This is a genomic window from Paenibacillus sp. J22R160 (genome assembly GCF_059692135.1).
In genome coordinates this window covers 553,429-567,955 of sequence record NZ_JCAUAU010000001.1, presented here as the reverse complement: position 1 = coordinate 567,955, position 14,527 = coordinate 553,429, and the positions used below count along the sequence as shown (strand labels likewise).

19 protein-coding genes and 1 tRNA gene are annotated in these 14,527 nt (G+C 46.5%); 12 read left to right on the top strand and 8 right to left on the bottom strand.

The features are described from left to right. Nucleotides 1-57 precede the first annotated feature (57 nt). Nucleotides 58-663 carry a DedA family protein gene (locus tag AC58UW_RS02345; RefSeq protein ID WP_497419108.1) on the top strand — a complete coding sequence of 202 codons (606 nt, stop codon included), beginning with the start codon at nucleotides 58-60 and terminating at the stop codon, nucleotides 661-663. A gap of 65 nt (nucleotides 664-728) precedes the next feature. On the opposite strand, the gene AC58UW_RS02340 is transcribed toward AC58UW_RS02345, so the two are convergent. Next, complete coding sequence (locus AC58UW_RS02340) at nucleotides 729-1,451, bottom strand: hypothetical protein (protein ID WP_497419107.1); 723 nt, start codon at nucleotides 1,449-1,451, stop codon at nucleotides 729-731. Between the two features lie 281 nt (nucleotides 1,452-1,732). Here AC58UW_RS02340 and AC58UW_RS02335 point away from each other — a divergent pair, with 281 nt between their 5' ends. Both AC58UW_RS02335 and AC58UW_RS02330 read left to right on the top strand, forming a co-directional pair. After that, on the top strand, nucleotides 1,733-2,302 hold the full coding sequence (locus AC58UW_RS02335; RefSeq protein ID WP_497419106.1) for a xanthine phosphoribosyltransferase: 570 nt from the start codon (nucleotides 1,733-1,735) through the stop codon (nucleotides 2,300-2,302). Between the two features lie 80 nt (nucleotides 2,303-2,382). Next, nucleotides 2,383-2,709 (top strand): hypothetical protein, encoded by a 327-nt coding sequence (locus AC58UW_RS02330; protein WP_145662633.1) that lies wholly within the window; start codon nucleotides 2,383-2,385, stop codon nucleotides 2,707-2,709. A gap of 83 nt (nucleotides 2,710-2,792) precedes the next feature. Here the strand turns inward: AC58UW_RS02330 and AC58UW_RS02325 are convergent, their stop codons facing one another. Beyond that, the gene (locus AC58UW_RS02325; protein ID WP_497419105.1) at nucleotides 2,793-3,110 is read right to left on the bottom strand and encodes a hypothetical protein; all 318 of its coding nucleotides are present in this window, start codon (nucleotides 3,108-3,110) and stop codon (nucleotides 2,793-2,795) included. 146 nt (nucleotides 3,111-3,256) lie between these two features. Here AC58UW_RS02325 and AC58UW_RS02320 point away from each other — a divergent pair, with 146 nt between their 5' ends. Genes AC58UW_RS02320 through AC58UW_RS02310 form a run of 3 tightly spaced genes read left to right on the top strand, consistent with a single transcriptional unit; the run spans nucleotide 3,257 to nucleotide 4,294 of the window. After that, a complete protein-coding gene (locus AC58UW_RS02320) occupies nucleotides 3,257-3,520 on the top strand; it encodes a hypothetical protein (RefSeq protein ID WP_477502193.1) in 264 nt (87 codons plus the stop codon). Then, nucleotides 3,507-3,659 (top strand): hypothetical protein, encoded by a 153-nt coding sequence (locus AC58UW_RS02315; protein WP_497419104.1) that lies wholly within the window; start codon nucleotides 3,507-3,509, stop codon nucleotides 3,657-3,659. Before AC58UW_RS02320 ends, AC58UW_RS02315 begins: the two co-directional genes overlap by 14 nt. After that, nucleotides 3,656-4,294 carry an adenosylcobinamide amidohydrolase gene (locus tag AC58UW_RS02310; RefSeq protein WP_497419103.1) on the top strand — a complete coding sequence of 213 codons (639 nt, stop codon included), beginning with the start codon at nucleotides 3,656-3,658 and terminating at the stop codon, nucleotides 4,292-4,294. The genes AC58UW_RS02315 and AC58UW_RS02310 overlap by 4 nt, the downstream gene beginning before the upstream one ends. 302 nt (nucleotides 4,295-4,596) lie before the next feature. On the opposite strand, the gene AC58UW_RS02305 is transcribed toward AC58UW_RS02310, so the two are convergent. Next, entirely contained in the window at nucleotides 4,597-4,776 is a 180-nt protein-coding gene (locus tag AC58UW_RS02305) for a hypothetical protein (protein WP_145662629.1), read from the bottom strand. Between the two features lie 121 nt (nucleotides 4,777-4,897). On the opposite strand from AC58UW_RS02305, the gene AC58UW_RS02300 reads away from it, so the two are divergent. From AC58UW_RS02300 to AC58UW_RS02290, 3 genes are all read left to right on the top strand, one after another. Next, nucleotides 4,898-4,981 (top strand) — tRNA-Leu (locus AC58UW_RS02300). Nucleotides 4,982-5,116: 135 nt separating this feature from the next. Continuing rightward, complete coding sequence (locus AC58UW_RS02295) at nucleotides 5,117-5,935, top strand: DUF695 domain-containing protein (RefSeq protein ID WP_497419102.1); 819 nt, start codon at nucleotides 5,117-5,119, stop codon at nucleotides 5,933-5,935. A gap of 98 nt (nucleotides 5,936-6,033) precedes the next feature. Beyond that, entirely contained in the window at nucleotides 6,034-6,687 is a 654-nt protein-coding gene (locus AC58UW_RS02290; RefSeq protein ID WP_145662623.1) for a Bax inhibitor-1/YccA family protein, read from the top strand. A 367-nt stretch (nucleotides 6,688-7,054) separates the two neighbouring features. Here the strand turns inward: AC58UW_RS02290 and AC58UW_RS02285 are convergent, their stop codons facing one another. Next, nucleotides 7,055-7,261, bottom strand: coding sequence for a hypothetical protein (locus AC58UW_RS02285; protein ID WP_497419101.1), 207 nt, complete (start codon nucleotides 7,259-7,261; stop codon nucleotides 7,055-7,057). A 169-nt stretch (nucleotides 7,262-7,430) separates the two neighbouring features. On the opposite strand from AC58UW_RS02285, the gene AC58UW_RS02280 reads away from it, so the two are divergent. Together AC58UW_RS02280 and AC58UW_RS02275 are read left to right on the top strand one after the other, a co-directional pair. Beyond that, nucleotides 7,431-7,712 (top strand): hypothetical protein, encoded by a 282-nt coding sequence (locus AC58UW_RS02280; protein WP_497419100.1) that lies wholly within the window; start codon nucleotides 7,431-7,433, stop codon nucleotides 7,710-7,712. 78 nt (nucleotides 7,713-7,790) lie between these two features. Next, nucleotides 7,791-7,982, top strand: a complete 192-nt coding sequence (locus AC58UW_RS02275; RefSeq protein WP_497419099.1) for a YqzE family protein — start codon at nucleotides 7,791-7,793, stop codon at nucleotides 7,980-7,982. 61 nt (nucleotides 7,983-8,043) lie between these two features. On the opposite strand, the gene AC58UW_RS02270 is transcribed toward AC58UW_RS02275, so the two are convergent. From AC58UW_RS02270 to AC58UW_RS02260, 3 genes are all read right to left on the bottom strand, one after another. Then, the gene (locus tag AC58UW_RS02270; RefSeq protein ID WP_497419098.1) at nucleotides 8,044-9,003 is read right to left on the bottom strand and encodes a hypothetical protein; all 960 of its coding nucleotides are present in this window, start codon (nucleotides 9,001-9,003) and stop codon (nucleotides 8,044-8,046) included. Between the two features lie 116 nt (nucleotides 9,004-9,119). Beyond that, complete coding sequence (locus tag AC58UW_RS02265; RefSeq protein WP_497419097.1) at nucleotides 9,120-10,109, bottom strand: YqhG family protein; 990 nt, start codon at nucleotides 10,107-10,109, stop codon at nucleotides 9,120-9,122. Further along, nucleotides 10,106-11,896: a DEAD/DEAH box helicase gene (locus tag AC58UW_RS02260; RefSeq protein WP_497419096.1), complete on the bottom strand. Its 1,791-nt coding sequence runs from the start codon at nucleotides 11,894-11,896 to the stop codon at nucleotides 10,106-10,108. Before AC58UW_RS02260 ends, AC58UW_RS02265 begins: the two co-directional genes overlap by 4 nt. Nucleotides 11,897-12,164: 268 nt before the next feature. On the opposite strand from AC58UW_RS02260, the gene AC58UW_RS02255 reads away from it, so the two are divergent. After that, complete coding sequence (locus AC58UW_RS02255) at nucleotides 12,165-13,004, top strand: lipoate--protein ligase family protein (protein ID WP_497419095.1); 840 nt, start codon at nucleotides 12,165-12,167, stop codon at nucleotides 13,002-13,004. Nucleotides 13,005-13,401: 397 nt separating this feature from the next. Here the strand turns inward: AC58UW_RS02255 and dat are convergent, their stop codons facing one another. Next, nucleotides 13,402-14,229 (bottom strand): D-amino-acid transaminase, encoded by an 828-nt coding sequence (dat, locus tag AC58UW_RS02250; RefSeq protein WP_497419094.1) that lies wholly within the window; start codon nucleotides 14,227-14,229, stop codon nucleotides 13,402-13,404. Nucleotides 14,230-14,527: the final 298 nt, after the last annotated feature.

Genomic DNA, 14,527 nt, shown 5'->3' with positions numbered 1-14,527 from the left:
GTTTTTGATAAAATGGTTAGGAACAGAAAGACGTAAGAATTTGGGAGTGTGTCTTTTGTGAAAGAAGCTCTTTATGATTTCATTGGGCATTATGGCTATATTGCTCTCTACCTTTTGTTATCTGCCGGGATTGTTGGCGTGCCTATACCAGATGAGACGTTGATGGCTTTCGTGGGTTCGCTGACCGCGCCAGGAGGTCCATTTGAGTATGGGACAACACTAATTGTGATTTATGCAGGTACCATGACGGGAATGATTGTGAGTTACCTCATTGGTCATCGGGTCGGCAAGCCATTCTTGTACCGGTATGGAAAATGGTTCAAATTGACGCCGGACCGCATTGAAAGAGCGGAAGGTTGGTTTCATAAATATGGTCTTTGGACCGTATTCTTCGGCTATTTTGTGCCGGGGGTACGCCATTTCACCTGTTATTTATCTGGGGTAAGCGGAGTTAAATTCTACAAATATATGCTTTACGCGGGGACTGGGGCCTTGTTATGGTGTACAACCTTCCTCACCTTGGGCCATTTTATCGGCAGCAATTTGGACGGGTTGTTCAATCTGATACATAAATATATGGGTGTTAGTCTCATCATTATTGCGGTTGTGGCTGCGATAGGAGTGGCGATTTATTTCCGCTTTCGGAAACGAAGAGCGATCTAAACACAAATAAAGACCATACGTGTCATCCTTGCGGAGACGGTATGGTCTTTGCTTTTCGTGCGGTATTAACGATCTGCAAAAAGCTTGATCGACTGGATCGTGTTGGCATTCGGGTCCACGTCGAGCTTCAAAAGAGTACCTTGTGATTTATAAGAAAGCACGTAGGTTGTGTTGGAATCCGGTTTGCCGAGAATGGCAACGGCATCCTCAACTTTCTGACCGAGGTGCAGGCCCCGTAGTCCTGGATCAATATCAGTGGAGTGTACATCCACGAATTCAAGGGCATCCTTGACATTGAAGCCAACGGAGAAATCACCGAAGTCGTAGACTTGAATCGCATCATCGTCTTCATCCATAACGAATTGTTTCTTTGCTTTGCCGAATCGCTCCAGCACCGTATTTTTGCTCGTTCCAAGTTTTAAGCCCATGAGGGTCGGTTTCTCCTGCTGGTAAGCATCTTCAGCTTTCACCCGCGGCTTTGACGTTGGTTTGGCACTAGCAGCGTTCTGTGGCAGATCCGCTAAGTCTGTTTTGTTCGTGCCTGCAACTTGCGCTTCGTGCTTGGCTATTGTCTCCTCCGGCATAGGGGAAGCAGTTGGAGTTTCTACAACCAACACGGGAGGCGTGTTGACCGGGCTTGTGCTTTGATTCTGCTTCTGTACATGAACCGATGGATCTATAGTAGACTGAGCGGAAGGAGCAGATGACTCTTGGCAGCCAGCTACGATAAGCAAGGAAAATGCAACAGGCACAAAGCCAAGCATGACGGGTCTCATAGCATTGTTCATCATCATCTTTCCTTTCTGCTGAATAGTTGTCTTAATAATTTCTTAAAAAATAGCATTTACTAATCATACTGCGTTCGGGTTGTCAATCTCAATGGATCTTGCACCTTAAATGTGAGCATTTCTAAACAAATTTCAAAAAATTAAAGCCTATATGATTATAGACACCTATTGGGAGGGAAAAGTTTCACGTTCAAGAACGATATTCGCAAATTGGGACTTGAAACCTACTTCATCCTTATGGTAACTTACTCATAATAGACAGGACTAAGGGGGCCAGTATCATGGAATTGTTAAAGCAGCGGATCCAAGAGGTCGGTGTCGTTGTATCGGATAAAGTACTTAAGCTGGATGCCATTCTTAATCATCAAGTGGATCCGGTTTTGACCATGGAGATGGGACGGGAGTTTGCAAGACTTTTTAGAGACTCCAAACCGGACAAGGTGTTAACCGTAGAGTCGTCTGGAATTCCAATTGCCTTTACGACAGCTTTGCATCTTGAGATCCCTATGATTTTCGCTCGCCGCAAGAAGACATTAACGATGGATCAAGATACTTATAGTGAACGTGTGCCTTCTTTTACCAAAGGAATCGTGACCGACATTATGGTATCCTCACATTTATTGCACAAAGGTGACCGCGTGTTGCTCATTGATGATTTTATTGCGAATGGGGACGCTGCTCGCGGTTTAATTCGGATTATTGAAAAAGCGGAGGCTGAACTTGTCGGAGTTGGCATCGCCGTGGAGAAATCCTTCCAATCTGGCGGCAGTTCGATTAGAGAACGTGGTATTCGAGTGGAATCGTTAGCACGAATTGCCTCGCTAGAGAACGGGCAAATCACTTTTGACTGATTTTACATCTAGTCTATGACTTCCCTGAACGCCAATTATCCATTATAATGGTTATAAGGTAAGAGAGGAGGCTGACATCTATGGGTATCGAAAATGGTTCCATTGAATATTTCATGACTAAGCTTGGGGAAGCCAAAACACATTTTGAACGTGCACTTGATTGTAAGCATACAGAATTTGATGATCTATATCCGTATATGATCGAACATCCTCAATTTTTCTGGTACAAACGATATGTTGCCTGGTCTGAGTTGTTAACGATTGTAAAACTTTGCACAGAGCTGACTATTGAATGGGAGCAACAATTTTCCGTGGCACAAGTGGAATATATTCAGAAGCGTGTAATGTCAAGCAAAGTCCTTGATTTCTGGTTTGAAACGAATGATTCCAAGGAACATGTAAGCTAATGCAAATTCAAGAGACCAATGGATCCATTGCGGATTCGTTGGCCTCTTTTTTATTCCATAGACATTCTGCAGGAAAGATTTTGTTAAACACCATTTTGTAAAATATTCATGCTTTCAATATGCCTTTTGGTTTGTTCATTCCCTAATCGATGTAAGGCTCGATAGACTTCCGTCAAATAATAGTCATATTCTTGATTTTCTTCATTGGAGTAATAAACGTTCCAAGGAGTCCAAGAGGTAGCATAGCTAGCTTGGGAAGTGTTATCTGTTTCCTCAAAGAGCTCCTGCAGCTGATCAAATTCCTCATCGGTAGCAGAGATTTCAAATTCATAATTGAGTGCTGTACTGTCTTCTAGTACTTCGCCTGTGCCGACGTTAACGTAATAAGTTTTTTTGTCCAATATAAAAACCCCCAAGGTTAGGATGGCGTTCTATTGCTTCGTCATGATTAAGTTAACCCTGATCTAGCGGATTTATGTAAAGTTTCACTAAGGCAGGAATTGGTGTATGCTAAAGGTGTAAAACTGGATGGTTGGAGGTAAAAGGAATGATAACAGAAGATCAATTGGATCTTTATCGTGTAGAAAGCACATTGCTTCGCGTTATTCGCGATGTTAGCCCAAGGAATGATGTCCGCGGCATTGTTGTCGCTTGGGATGATGACAGTGTCTTAATCCGCAAAAAAAATCGCAGAGTGGTCAAGCTTGCACGCAGCTATGTGTATCAGCCTTATGAGGCTGAGCGGCCACCGGAATATATGCTTCCGCAAGAACTGATCGAGCCGGATGATGCTTCGGATGAATCTGAATAGAGTTCCAATCACCGGTGTTTACATGGAATTGGTGAAATCCGTTCACAGCAGCTACGTGTTAATTCGAAGCGATAGTCCGATGCGGACCTTGAATTCTTCGCCATGGGGCGGAGGATTCGGGTTGCATACCTCGCTATGAATCGGCAGGTAGACAAGCTATATAACGAGGCTGATCCCCTTCGTGAAATGGACGACTTTATCCAACGTGAAGGGTTGAATTCTCGAGAAACAGCTGGTATGCTCACCGCAGCGCTGGTGAAGGATGTTGGGTACCGCACATTAACCTGGACGCGAGACGGCGCTGAAGATTGGAGCCATAAGCAGTTGGTGGAGCAGGCGAGCGAGACTGGGAATGAGACCATGGCCGAGACCGTGGCCGACACCGGGACGCATCCCTTGCATGTTTGTGCATGGGTCACGGTAGGTCTCGGGAACAAGGCTAGGGCAGGGGCAGAGTTGCCTGCTGCCTCGATTTATCCCGGTACGATTAATACCATTATCGTCATAGATGGGCAATTAACCGATGCCGCGATGGTTGGCGCGGTCATCACCGCGACTGAAGCTAAGGCGGCTGCGCTTCAAGCGTTAGGCGTTGAAGTGGCCGGACAGCCAGCTACTGGAACAACCACGGACGCGGTGCTCATTGCCACAACATGCTGCGGCCACTTGTACAGCTATGCGGGCACGGCTACTGCGCTGGGTTACATGATTGGAAGAACGGTGTATGAGGCCATCCTGGCATCGGGACAGTTGTATGAGAAAACGCCCTACTGATCCGTGAGGATACTGCGGGGCGTTTTGTATGTCTGGCAGTAGGCTCGGAGAATTCACCGATTTTGAACATCGTGAATTCCGCTGAGGCTTAACCGAAGGAAACTGGAGTCCGCTATTTTGGAGGAAAACAAGCGGTTTCCTCTCTGAGCGGAACTACAGGACCTTATTCGGCCCCCAGGGCATGTTTTTCAGGTGAAATTGAAAAAATAGCGGACCCTAGTTCCCCTTACTGCCGGAAATGTGCCTTTTCAGAGAAATAAGGGCCTGTAGTTCCCACAAAGCCATGCGGTGGATCGCTTGCTCTATGTTCTGCGGGTAACCCCGAAGGCAAGCCCTGCTGTAACGGCATCAACGCCTGCCGGATCGTCTTCTTCATTTTTGTAATTTGGATCATGTACAATACCTTCTGCTTCACCTTCTGTAAGATGCCTCTCATTGCCTGTATATTTGGGCTCGAGAGCTTTGATTTCTTCCTTATCCATCGTCATCCCTCCTTTGGGAATAGGGTTAGGAGCGGGGTTCGAATTTATGCATGGATTGTAAAAGTTTCGTTGACGAGCTTTCGAGTCCCATGTTATATTTAATTTTGTCACCATATGATGCGCGATCATGGCGGAATTGGCAGACGCGCACGGTTCAGGTCCGTGTGGGCTTACCCCCGTGGAGGTTCGAGTCCTCTTGATCGCATCAACCGTAACAACCCCTTCAGGTTCTGAAGGGGTTGTTTTTTATTTCCTAGGAAATAATGCTCAGGTGGGTAGGCAGCTAGGACTAAGCCTTATATAATAAAGATTATCTGAGAGGAAATAGGGAGGTCATCCTATGGAAGAAGATTGGAATTTGTTTGAACGCATCCGAGATCGGGAGCAGGTTCTAATCTTTATGAACACTGCTTTGAAGCAGAAGGCTCCTTTCATGGGATATGGTCAAAGAATTACGATCGTATTTAATATGTATAGCTTGTGGGACCTCTCGGACAGCTCGACGCAAAAGGCGCAGCAAGCCTTCTACGAGCTTGAAGACAAGCTCATTTCACGGTTGAAAGATAAGGGATATGCGCTATATGCAGGGCGTATTTCATCCCATAATAAAATGGAAATGTACTTTTATGCCAAGGATGATTGGGACTGGGAGCGGGAAATGAAGCGGATCCTGATGGATTTCCCTAACTTCCGCTATTATTTTTCGATGAATTTGGACGTAGATTGGAGCTTCTACCTGGAAGAAATGGCGCCTTCACCTTTGGAGGAGCAATGGATGCGCAATGCTAAGATTGCCTACGCGCTGAAGCGTCGAGGGGACAATTTGGAGAGAGCCAGGGAGGTTCAGCATTGGCTGCACTTTCCGGATTCAACGCGGATGGATGAGATGAAAAGCAAAGTGGGTCCGCTTGGCTACAGGGTCATTGTCTCCGAATTCGATACGACACGGCAGGTGGAGCCATACGTGCTTCACCTGAGCAAATTGCATACGCTTGATGTTCCAACCGTCAATGCCATCACCAAAGAATTGTTCGTTCTAGCCTCAGAAGTTGGCGGGACCTATGACGGTTGGGGGACGCGTCTTATTCTTAAGTTTCCTGCGAAACTTCGTGCGCATTTGAAACGTATCTTTATTAAGATGATTGCCGTATTCAAATAGTTGCCTACGGTCTAGGCGTTATAGCGGTTTTCATGAAGATTAGGTATAATGCATAGTATAGATTGTACATGTTTTCTAATAAAAGGAGTTGACGTTTCGTGGATAGAACGGTCACGGTTTCTCATTCAGGCAGTTTTGCTCATGTGCTTCAAACGTTTGCCATCTCCCTTTTGGTATCCTTTCTGGGGACACTGATCGGCGCTATGGTCGTTCCGCCTTCGATGATTATGCTTTTCGTCATTGCTGAAGTAGCCATGCTGGTGGCAGCCATCGTTATTCGGATTCGCGGCAAAAATATCGGATATGGTTTCCTTTATGCGTTTACTGCGATTTCGGGTGTAACTTTATATCCAGTCATCATGGCATACGGGGGTATGCTTGGAGCTAACGTGGTATCGGGTGCCTTCTTCGCGACAGCGGCGATTTTTGGCGGTCTTGCCTTCTATGCCCACCGTTCGCAACGTGATTTCAGCTTCCTCGGCGGCTTTTTGTTCGCTGGAACGATTGGCCTTGTGTTGATGAGTGTAATTGGCATGTTCGTTAACTTTGGTTCGATTACGAACCTGATCTGGTCGATGCTCGGTATTCTGATTTTCAGCGGTTGGGTGTTGTACGATGTGGCTCAATACCGTAATGGGGTATCTTCCGAAGAGGTTCCACTGGCTGCACTCAATATTTATTTGGATTTCATCAATCTCTTCTTGTACATCTTGCGCTTCTTGGCTTCCATTGTTGGAATTAGCCGAGACTAACGAGTATATGGCAATGAAAAAGAGGCTGTCTCAAAAGTCATTAAATGACCGAGGGACAGCCTTTTGTGCGCTTGGCAGCGTCTCTTTAGATTAACGGGAAATACTACCGCTAAATCCTTGAATAACACAGCTACATGCACAAATAAATGGAATTTCTCCTGTTAATGCGGACGATTGTGCTTGGAAACAAGGTTAATGAAAAGAATTAGCTGGATTTTTTCCAGTTATTAGGTCGCTAGAGATGTGACTTTCTTGAAATAAAGGGATTTTTTCCCTTTATTCGATTTGGCTTCAGAAAAAGAGGCTGTCACAAGTCATTAAATGACCGAGGGAGCGCCTCTTTTTTGAATCTTTTGCGACAGCCTTTTTAGTTATGAAAATATGGGATATCCCCGCGAAAACATCGATTAATTTCCAGCAGGGTATGAAGAAGTAAAATGAGCTCAGCATGACTTAGCAGAACTGTGGAGAACGTATCTTCCTGATCGTGGTCACGCAGCTTCAATTCCAGCATGTGGTTGGATTTATCCATGTGGATGTTGAGCTGTTCAGTTAGGAGCATCTCTTCCCACATTCGATGCACCCCTTTCTCTCTAAATTACTTTAATATATGCAGCAGGGACGAGGTTAGAAGCGTGTTTGGAGGCTCAAAGAGCTGGACTGATTTTTTTGAAACAAGCACGATTTAAGCCCTCTCTTCATACAATTTAGTGATCCTATATGGGGAGAGAGGAGATTGACCTATGGCGGCTTGCAGTACTTGGACGTATAGAGGGATTTCGTCTTCGGTATTTCGATCGTTGCAACAAGTGGGCAAGAAACAGGGCTTCACAATTCCAAACGCAGCATCGGGTAAATTCATGATTACCGTGGTAGGAATGAACGTCGGTTTCCAATATGCCTGGGATATGAATGCGCAGACCTTGCTGCTGCAGTGTGATAACAAACCGATGCTGCTCGGCTGTAGTACAATTAAGACATTTGCGGATAAAATTATTGGAGAGAGCGGCGGAAAAGTCAGTTGAATCCATGTCTTCCACCTGTCTCAACCGTTTAAGCCCGGAGCTCTCTGGTTACACTAGGGAGAAAAGGCAGGTGGGTGTATGGCCAAAAGTGATGACTTGGTCAAGTACATAACACAGCAGGTCGTGACGTTTATTGATACCCCAAGAGATGTCCGCCAACAAGCAAAAGCGATGCATAAAGAGCAGCGCGAGCAGTGGCAGACACGTTGGTTTGGCATGCTGCCTTTGGCAGCCCGGATGCTGTTTGACCAGTTTAAACCCAAGAAATAAGTCACACAAAAAGAGCTGCCCTTAAGTAGATTAGTCTACTTGAGGGCAGCCCTTTTTAGATTTAGTAAATGTGACCCAATTTAAGGGCAGCTGGCAGTTGGATGAACCTCGGTCCCTCATGCTCCAGAACGAGATAAGGCGATCCTTCCTGCCATGATTGATAGCCCAATACGGCGAGTGGCAAAGTAACTTGACCATCGTAAAGCTCGGTGACATAGGTTAGATTTTTATCGGATGCAAGAGCACTTTGGAGTTCAGTCAGACCTGTGACAGGAATCGGTGAGCCGACAATCCAAGGCATACGTTCATAGGGATCAAATGCTTGATGCATCACGGTATTTGCTTCTTTCAACTCAGTAGTCATAGGAATGTTATCTTCGGCCTGAAGCTTGGGTGTAGGGTCTTCTTTTATTGGAAGCACCTCACCTGACTTGGCGTCCGCATAGTAGGTTTGATTGTTAAGCTTGATTCTCCAAACAGCGGTTAAGCCGTCCATATATAAGCGGTCTTTGGCGATCGTTTCACTCGCGATAAAATCAGAATAAGTAATTGTTGTAGGTATGAGTTCTTGCTGTACCAAAGAACGATACAGCGTGGTCAAACTGAAAAGCGGGTGTTTACCTGTTCCGTATTCTGTTAATCGGAAGGAGCTATTATCTACGGCTTGTACGATCATATAGCCGACATCCTCGCCATGATCCGTGAGAATAACAACCCAGCCATGTGTCCCGGGACCAAGCGGGTAGCTGTTCCAAGCTGCCGATTGCCAGTTATGGAACCCTTCTTCACGAGCGAGCGCCACCCGCCATTTATCAATGGTTGCTGTTAAAGTGGATTCGCTTCGCAGATCCGGTGCGGGCTTCGCAGCTTCAGCTAATTGACTAATGGCTGCGGGTTGTCCTGTCTGTTGCACGAGGCTTGTCCGATCTGGATTATCACCCGCTGAGCTTTGGGTTGGTATGAATAAGAGACTGCTAATACATAGGAAGCAAGTTGCTGTCCATGCAGTCCACAGCTTCATCCGCGTTCACCTGCCTATCGCTAACTTCTCATTTGTATGAATCTATTGTAATTCTTATGCTATAAAAAGAATGTTAGAACCTGCAGCGTTAATTTGCGAGGTTTTAGCGACTATCGTCAGTTCCTAGGCGATCGCCCGGCGGTTAAATGAAACAATCCGCAATTGATGACAGAAACGGCAATACGCGGCTTATGCTGCCAGTCGATTTCACTGAGGCGGTTGCGGCATTGCGTTTCGATTTCGTCTCTTTTGTCTGGCTCTGCGTTTAGCAAAAGGCCGTTGTAAAAGGATTCGACACGGTCAATCTCGCTGCGGTGCTGCTCGTTCGCCTCGTCTGCCCATCTATGGTCATAGGTGCTGACTTTGCGTTCGAGCGTCGTTTCAAGCAAGTTCACGGCTTTGGACAGCGAGATCGTATCCGGTAAAATATGACTATTCGCAGGCAGTTTAGGAGAAAGGCTTTTGGTTAGCAGATGTTTATGAAAATTCTCACGAATCTCGCCGTTGTTCAATTGAATGGCAAGAGAGTGGATTTCACTTCGCTTGCGGTCGCACGCGAGTTCAACCTTGTAATTGACGCAAAACCATGTATCATACACAAGCGCAGCATGGTACGTAGCTCCTGTCGGAAAAGGCTCCTCAAAAAGATGAACGAATTTCCCGCGTTCCCGGACGATATTGAACATTTGTTCCAGGCGCCTGCTGCCAAAAGTGACATCATCCTGTGGAACACGCGCTGTGATCGTCGTCGGAACGAAGCCAAAATAACGTCCCAGAATGCTGTCGGAGGAGCCGTCAGGTGCTTGCTCCTGGTTCGGTACGGCAGGCACGCCTGTATTAGGCGGACTCTTCACGGCAGTTGATGCAGCCTTAGTCTTGGTATCGAGCCTCAGTTGTTCCGGGTCGAAGACGAATTTATAGGTCATAGTTTCGGCAGGCGTCCCGGTTCGTTCCACGAAGCTCCAATAATAGGGCCGGCCAGTCATTTCCCGATCTGCTTCCGGTGACAGCTTGGCTGTGACATAAGAGGGGCTTTTCTCTAAAATCGTACAATCATAGGCTTCAAGAAATCGCATGACAAAGGTATGAACGTTTCGTTTGTTCATGGTCTGACCTCACTGCTTTGCGCGCCGCCTACGGCATCAAGGATATGTTGAAACTCTGCGCCATACACAGGATTTTGTTCAATTTCTTCTTTGATTTCGGAGAAAGAATGCCCGAGCTCGTCAATTTTTCTGCGAATATCTGCGCTCGACCCTGCTTCCATCACCATACGGAATAACGAGGTTTCGAGAGAACCTTTCTTTTCAATCTTCTCCAAAATCGTATCGAGCTGTCCGATGACCATCTCAAACATATTGATCTTCTCGTGCAGCAGGGAGAGGATATGCTCTTCAATCGTATTATTTGTAGATAGATTATAAATGTTCACATCATGCGTCTGGCCAAGGCGATGGACACGGCCAATCCGTTGTTCCACGCGCATCGGGTTCCACGGCAGGTCGAAATTAATCATGTTATGGCAAAACTGTAGATTAATTCCCTCGCCGCCTGCTTCCGTTGCTACAAGCACTTGTACGCGGTTGCGGAATAAATCCATCATCCAATCCTTTTTCCCACGGTTCATCCCGCCGCGATAAGGGACTGCCGTAATTTTATGCTCTTTCAAATAGTTGAGCAGATATTCCTGAGAAGCGCGATACTCCGTGAAAATAATGACTTTATCATTAATTTCCTGAACAAGCTTCATGGTGGTTTCTGCTTTGCTATTCGATTTAATGCTGCGGATCAGCTCGACAAGCTCCCATATTTTTGCACGCGTTGGAGAGTCCTCCGCTGTTTTTTTGAACAAATTGACGAGGGTGATGAATACAGCATCCCTTGAGGAGCAAACCTCCCGCTGTAGTGTGATGAGCGAAAGCATGCTGCTTAAATCGCCGCCGCTTTCTGCGTACCTCGTGCGGACGAAATTAGTGACGCCATCGTAGAGCGCTTGTTCATCCGGTGAAAGCGTCAGCGGGATGTTCTTCACCACCCGCTTGGTGTAATGAACACCGCCATCGCCACGACGATTCCGGATCATCACCTTGGAGAGCTCCTGCTGCAGCTGGATCTCATTTTTCGGTATCCTTTTGCCAACAACGAAATTGGACTTAAAGGAGCTGTGCACCCCAAGTTGACCGGGTTTGAGCAGGGTGATGAGATTATAAAGCTCTTTCAAATCGTTTTGAACCGGTGTGGCGGTAAGCAGCAAGCAATATTTTTTGCGCAGCTCATTGACAAAGGTGTAGTTGGTCGTTTTTTTATTTTTTAATTTATGGGCTTCGTCGACAATAAGCATGTCGTATTCCAGACCCAGCACGATTTCCCGGTGAGGATCGCGTTTGGCGGTGTCCATGGAGGCAACGATAATATCGCTTTGCTGCCACATATACGCTTTTTTGTGAGCGATGGCTGGGATGCCGAATTTGGTGTTTAATTCACGGACCCATTGCAGGACAAGGGATGCCGGCACCAGGATAAGTGTTTTGCGGACCAAACCGCGGATCATGTATTCTTTTAAAATTAAACCAGCCTCAATCGTTTTCCCGAGTCCAACCTCATCGGCCAAGATGGCTCGACCGCGCATCTCATTGAGCACACGCTTCGCTGTATCGATCTGATGAGCCATAGGCTCAAGCTGCCCCAAATGAGGGAGGCACTGCATTTCATCAAACGTAGAAATAAGCCCCGATTCTTCCGATTCGTAGGCCAGCTGGTATAAGGTCCAATCGTCCCATGGCCCTCCTCCGCGCACACGATGATCCAGCTCAGTAAACCAGTCCCTCTCAAAGTGCATGTCCAACCGATGATGAATGGGGCGAATGTTCTCTTGCTGTTCATGTTGACGCATAGTTGTGCCCTCCTAAGAGTTTTCGTAAGAAAACTGACTTCGTAAACATAAACTGAGTTTTGCTTGGCTATGATGCACGGACGCTAAACGCCGAATACGTGTTAGTATGTCCATAAGAGGCGCTTTCATAACTTTTCCATTGCAAAACAGACGAGGAGATTAGGCGGGAGCTTGAAGAGGGGGAGGAATCGTAACAGAAGGTGATTATGTGGTATGATAGACGTTGTCTTTTGACAAGCAATGCAGGAAAGAAAGGGTGAGGGTTTCGATGACAGCATGGCGATTTATACATACGGGAGATCGTTCTCCTGCTGAAAATATGGCTTTAGATGAAGCAATTTTGACCGCTCATAGTGAGGGATTGGTGCCTCCTACGGTTCGTTTCTATGGATGGAATCCAGCAACCCTGTCGATCGGCTATTTCCAAAAAGCGTCAGAGGTCGATCAAGAGGCCGTAGCGAATGAAGGGATTGGCTTCGTACGTCGTCCAACAGGAGGCAGAGCGGTTCTGCATGATAAGGAACTGACATACAGCATCATTGTGGCTGAGGATTACCCGGGCATTCCCCGAAATGTCACCGATGCTTATCGCGTCCTGAGCGAAGGACTGCTGCAAGGCTTTCGCGCGTTAGGACTTAACGCCGAGATGGTGCAGCTTGCAAGCGATGAGGAGAAGGAGAAATATGCATCTGCAGGCTCAGCTGCTTGCTTCGATTCTCCCTCATGGTATGAGCTTGTCGTTGAGGGGCGTAAAGTAGCCGGCAGCGCGCAGGTACGCCAAAAGAACGTCGTGCTGCAGCACGGCTCGATTCTACTGGATATGGATACGGACCAACTGTTCCGTATGCTGCGTTTCTCGAGCGAGAAGATGGCGGAGCGGATGAAGACAAGCTTTTCGAAAAAAGCTGTGGCGATTAACGAGCTGCTGCGGGCACAGGGGAAAGAGGCTGTTACCTTAGGGCAAGTTGAAGAGGCATTCCGCCGTGAAATTGCACTGGGTTTGGGTGTGGAGCTAGTGGAGGCGTCTTTGACACCGTATGAGGTTGAGTTGACCGATCGTCTCGTGCAAGAAAAGTATGGGACGGATGAGTGGAATTTGCGGCGGTAATGGTGAGGCGGAGGCGTCTTGTTGATCCCGATCTATTACCTTGTACAAGGTAACTTTAGAAGATCTAGGGAAACTAGAGTAGCTAAGTTAGGGCTAGCTGAACCAGCTGAACCAGCTGAACCAGCTGAACCAGCTGAACCAGCTGAACCAGTAAAATAGGGGAACTAGGGGACGCTATTTAGGGGGAAAGTGGCTGTCGGGGAGCTGAAACGGAACTACAGGGTCTTATCACAGCAAAATGAGGGCTAAATCGGACGAAAGCTCCGAAATAGCGGCCTGGAGTTCCCTTTCGTAGCTCAAACAGTGGATTTCGCTAAAATAGCGCCCTGGAGTTCCTTTATTATTGCGTGAGGATTTAAAAAACCTAAGGCAGTTGCCTTAGGTTTTTTATGGCTAATTATGAAAACGTGCGAACAAACGCCTCTTGCAGTTTGCGGGTATATGCCCCGGGCGTGCCAGCTCCAACTGTGTGGCCATCTACTTCTAGAATCGGCGTTATTTCTACCGTTGTTCCAGTGATAAAGGCTTCGTCAGCTGCCAGAAGCTGTTCCGTCGAAAAAGCTTCCTCTTTAACCGGTATTTCTAGAGAAAGGGCTAGTCTTAGAACAACGGCCCGGGTGATGCCATGTAAAATCAAATGATTGGCCGGGTGTGTATAAAGCACGCCATCCTTGATCATCATCAGGTTAGATGCGCTGCATTCCGTCACCGTACCTTCACGATGCAGCACAACCTCCTGCACGCCGTGATCGAGAGCTGCTTGCTTAGCCATGACATTGGGCAGCAAATTGAGCGTTTTGAGATCGCATCTTAACCAGCGAATATCGGCAAAAGTAATCGCTTTGATACCGTTATGTATGGTTGTTACAGGTCTTGGCACTTCTGTACAGTAGGCGAGCATGATAGGTTCTGCTTGAGAAGGAAATGGATGTGCGCGTGGGGCTTCCCCTCGGGTGATTTGCATATATACGGTGCCTTCGATCAGCTTATTTCTGTCCACTAGCTCCGTGAGAATTTGTCCGATTTCTTGGATGGTATAAGGGAGCGTAAGCCGGACTTCGCTTGCGGTTCTTTCGAGCCTCTGCATATGTGCATCCTGCTCATATATTTGGCCCTGATACAGTCGGAAAACTTCATAGATACCGTCTCCGAAATAATAACCGCGATCATCGGGTGAGAGATGAATATCCGCTTTATTCATAAATTCATTTTTATAAAAATACATGTCTCCAACATCTCCTTAGTGTTTACTTGGGAAGTTCATTTTCAAAAATAAATAACGAACAAATGTTCTAATAGGAAGCGAATTGTGGTATCCTAAATACAGGTTAGCAGAGGAATCCGCTATCGTCAAAAGCAACGAACAGCTTGCTCGCTTTCTATAAAATAAAGAGAGATTTAGAGTAAATTCTAGCTAAAGCGATATTTACTTGTCTTATTAAACAAAATTGGTCCTTTGGCCATTCGAAGGTCCATATCTAGTGTTGTATAATGGATTTCTCACACCATATATTGTAATTTTC

What these genes read in the sequence shown, in the direction of transcription:
- AC58UW_RS02340 (WP_497419107.1), bottom strand. Translation starts at nt 1,451, where the DNA reads ATGAACAATGCTATGAGACCCGTCATGCTTGGCTTTGTGCCTGTTGCA.
- AC58UW_RS02335 (WP_497419106.1), top strand. Translation starts at nt 1,733, where the DNA reads ATGGAATTGTTAAAGCAGCGGATCCAAGAGGTCGGTGTCGTTGTATCG.
- AC58UW_RS02330 (WP_145662633.1), top strand. Translation starts at nt 2,383, where the DNA reads ATGGGTATCGAAAATGGTTCCATTGAATATTTCATGACTAAGCTTGGG.
- AC58UW_RS02320 (WP_477502193.1), top strand. Translation starts at nt 3,257, where the DNA reads ATGATAACAGAAGATCAATTGGATCTTTATCGTGTAGAAAGCACATTG.
- AC58UW_RS02315 (WP_497419104.1), top strand. Translation starts at nt 3,507, where the DNA reads ATGAATCTGAATAGAGTTCCAATCACCGGTGTTTACATGGAATTGGTG.
- AC58UW_RS02310 (WP_497419103.1), top strand. Translation starts at nt 3,656, where the DNA reads ATGAATCGGCAGGTAGACAAGCTATATAACGAGGCTGATCCCCTTCGT.
- AC58UW_RS02305 (WP_145662629.1), bottom strand. Translation starts at nt 4,776, where the DNA reads ATGGATAAGGAAGAAATCAAAGCTCTCGAGCCCAAATATACAGGCAAT.
- AC58UW_RS02295 (WP_497419102.1), top strand. Translation starts at nt 5,117, where the DNA reads ATGGAAGAAGATTGGAATTTGTTTGAACGCATCCGAGATCGGGAGCAG.
- AC58UW_RS02285 (WP_497419101.1), bottom strand. Translation starts at nt 7,261, where the DNA reads ATGTGGGAAGAGATGCTCCTAACTGAACAGCTCAACATCCACATGGAT.
- AC58UW_RS02280 (WP_497419100.1), top strand. Translation starts at nt 7,431, where the DNA reads ATGGCGGCTTGCAGTACTTGGACGTATAGAGGGATTTCGTCTTCGGTA.
- AC58UW_RS02275 (WP_497419099.1), top strand. Translation starts at nt 7,791, where the DNA reads ATGGCCAAAAGTGATGACTTGGTCAAGTACATAACACAGCAGGTCGTG.
- AC58UW_RS02270 (WP_497419098.1), bottom strand. Translation starts at nt 9,003, where the DNA reads ATGAAGCTGTGGACTGCATGGACAGCAACTTGCTTCCTATGTATTAGC.
- AC58UW_RS02265 (WP_497419097.1), bottom strand. Translation starts at nt 10,109, where the DNA reads ATGAACAAACGAAACGTTCATACCTTTGTCATGCGATTTCTTGAAGCC.
- AC58UW_RS02260 (WP_497419096.1), bottom strand. Translation starts at nt 11,896, where the DNA reads ATGCGTCAACATGAACAGCAAGAGAACATTCGCCCCATTCATCATCGG.
- AC58UW_RS02255 (WP_497419095.1), top strand. Translation starts at nt 12,165, where the DNA reads ATGACAGCATGGCGATTTATACATACGGGAGATCGTTCTCCTGCTGAA.
- dat (WP_497419094.1), bottom strand. Translation starts at nt 14,229, where the DNA reads ATGTATTTTTATAAAAATGAATTTATGAATAAAGCGGATATTCATCTC.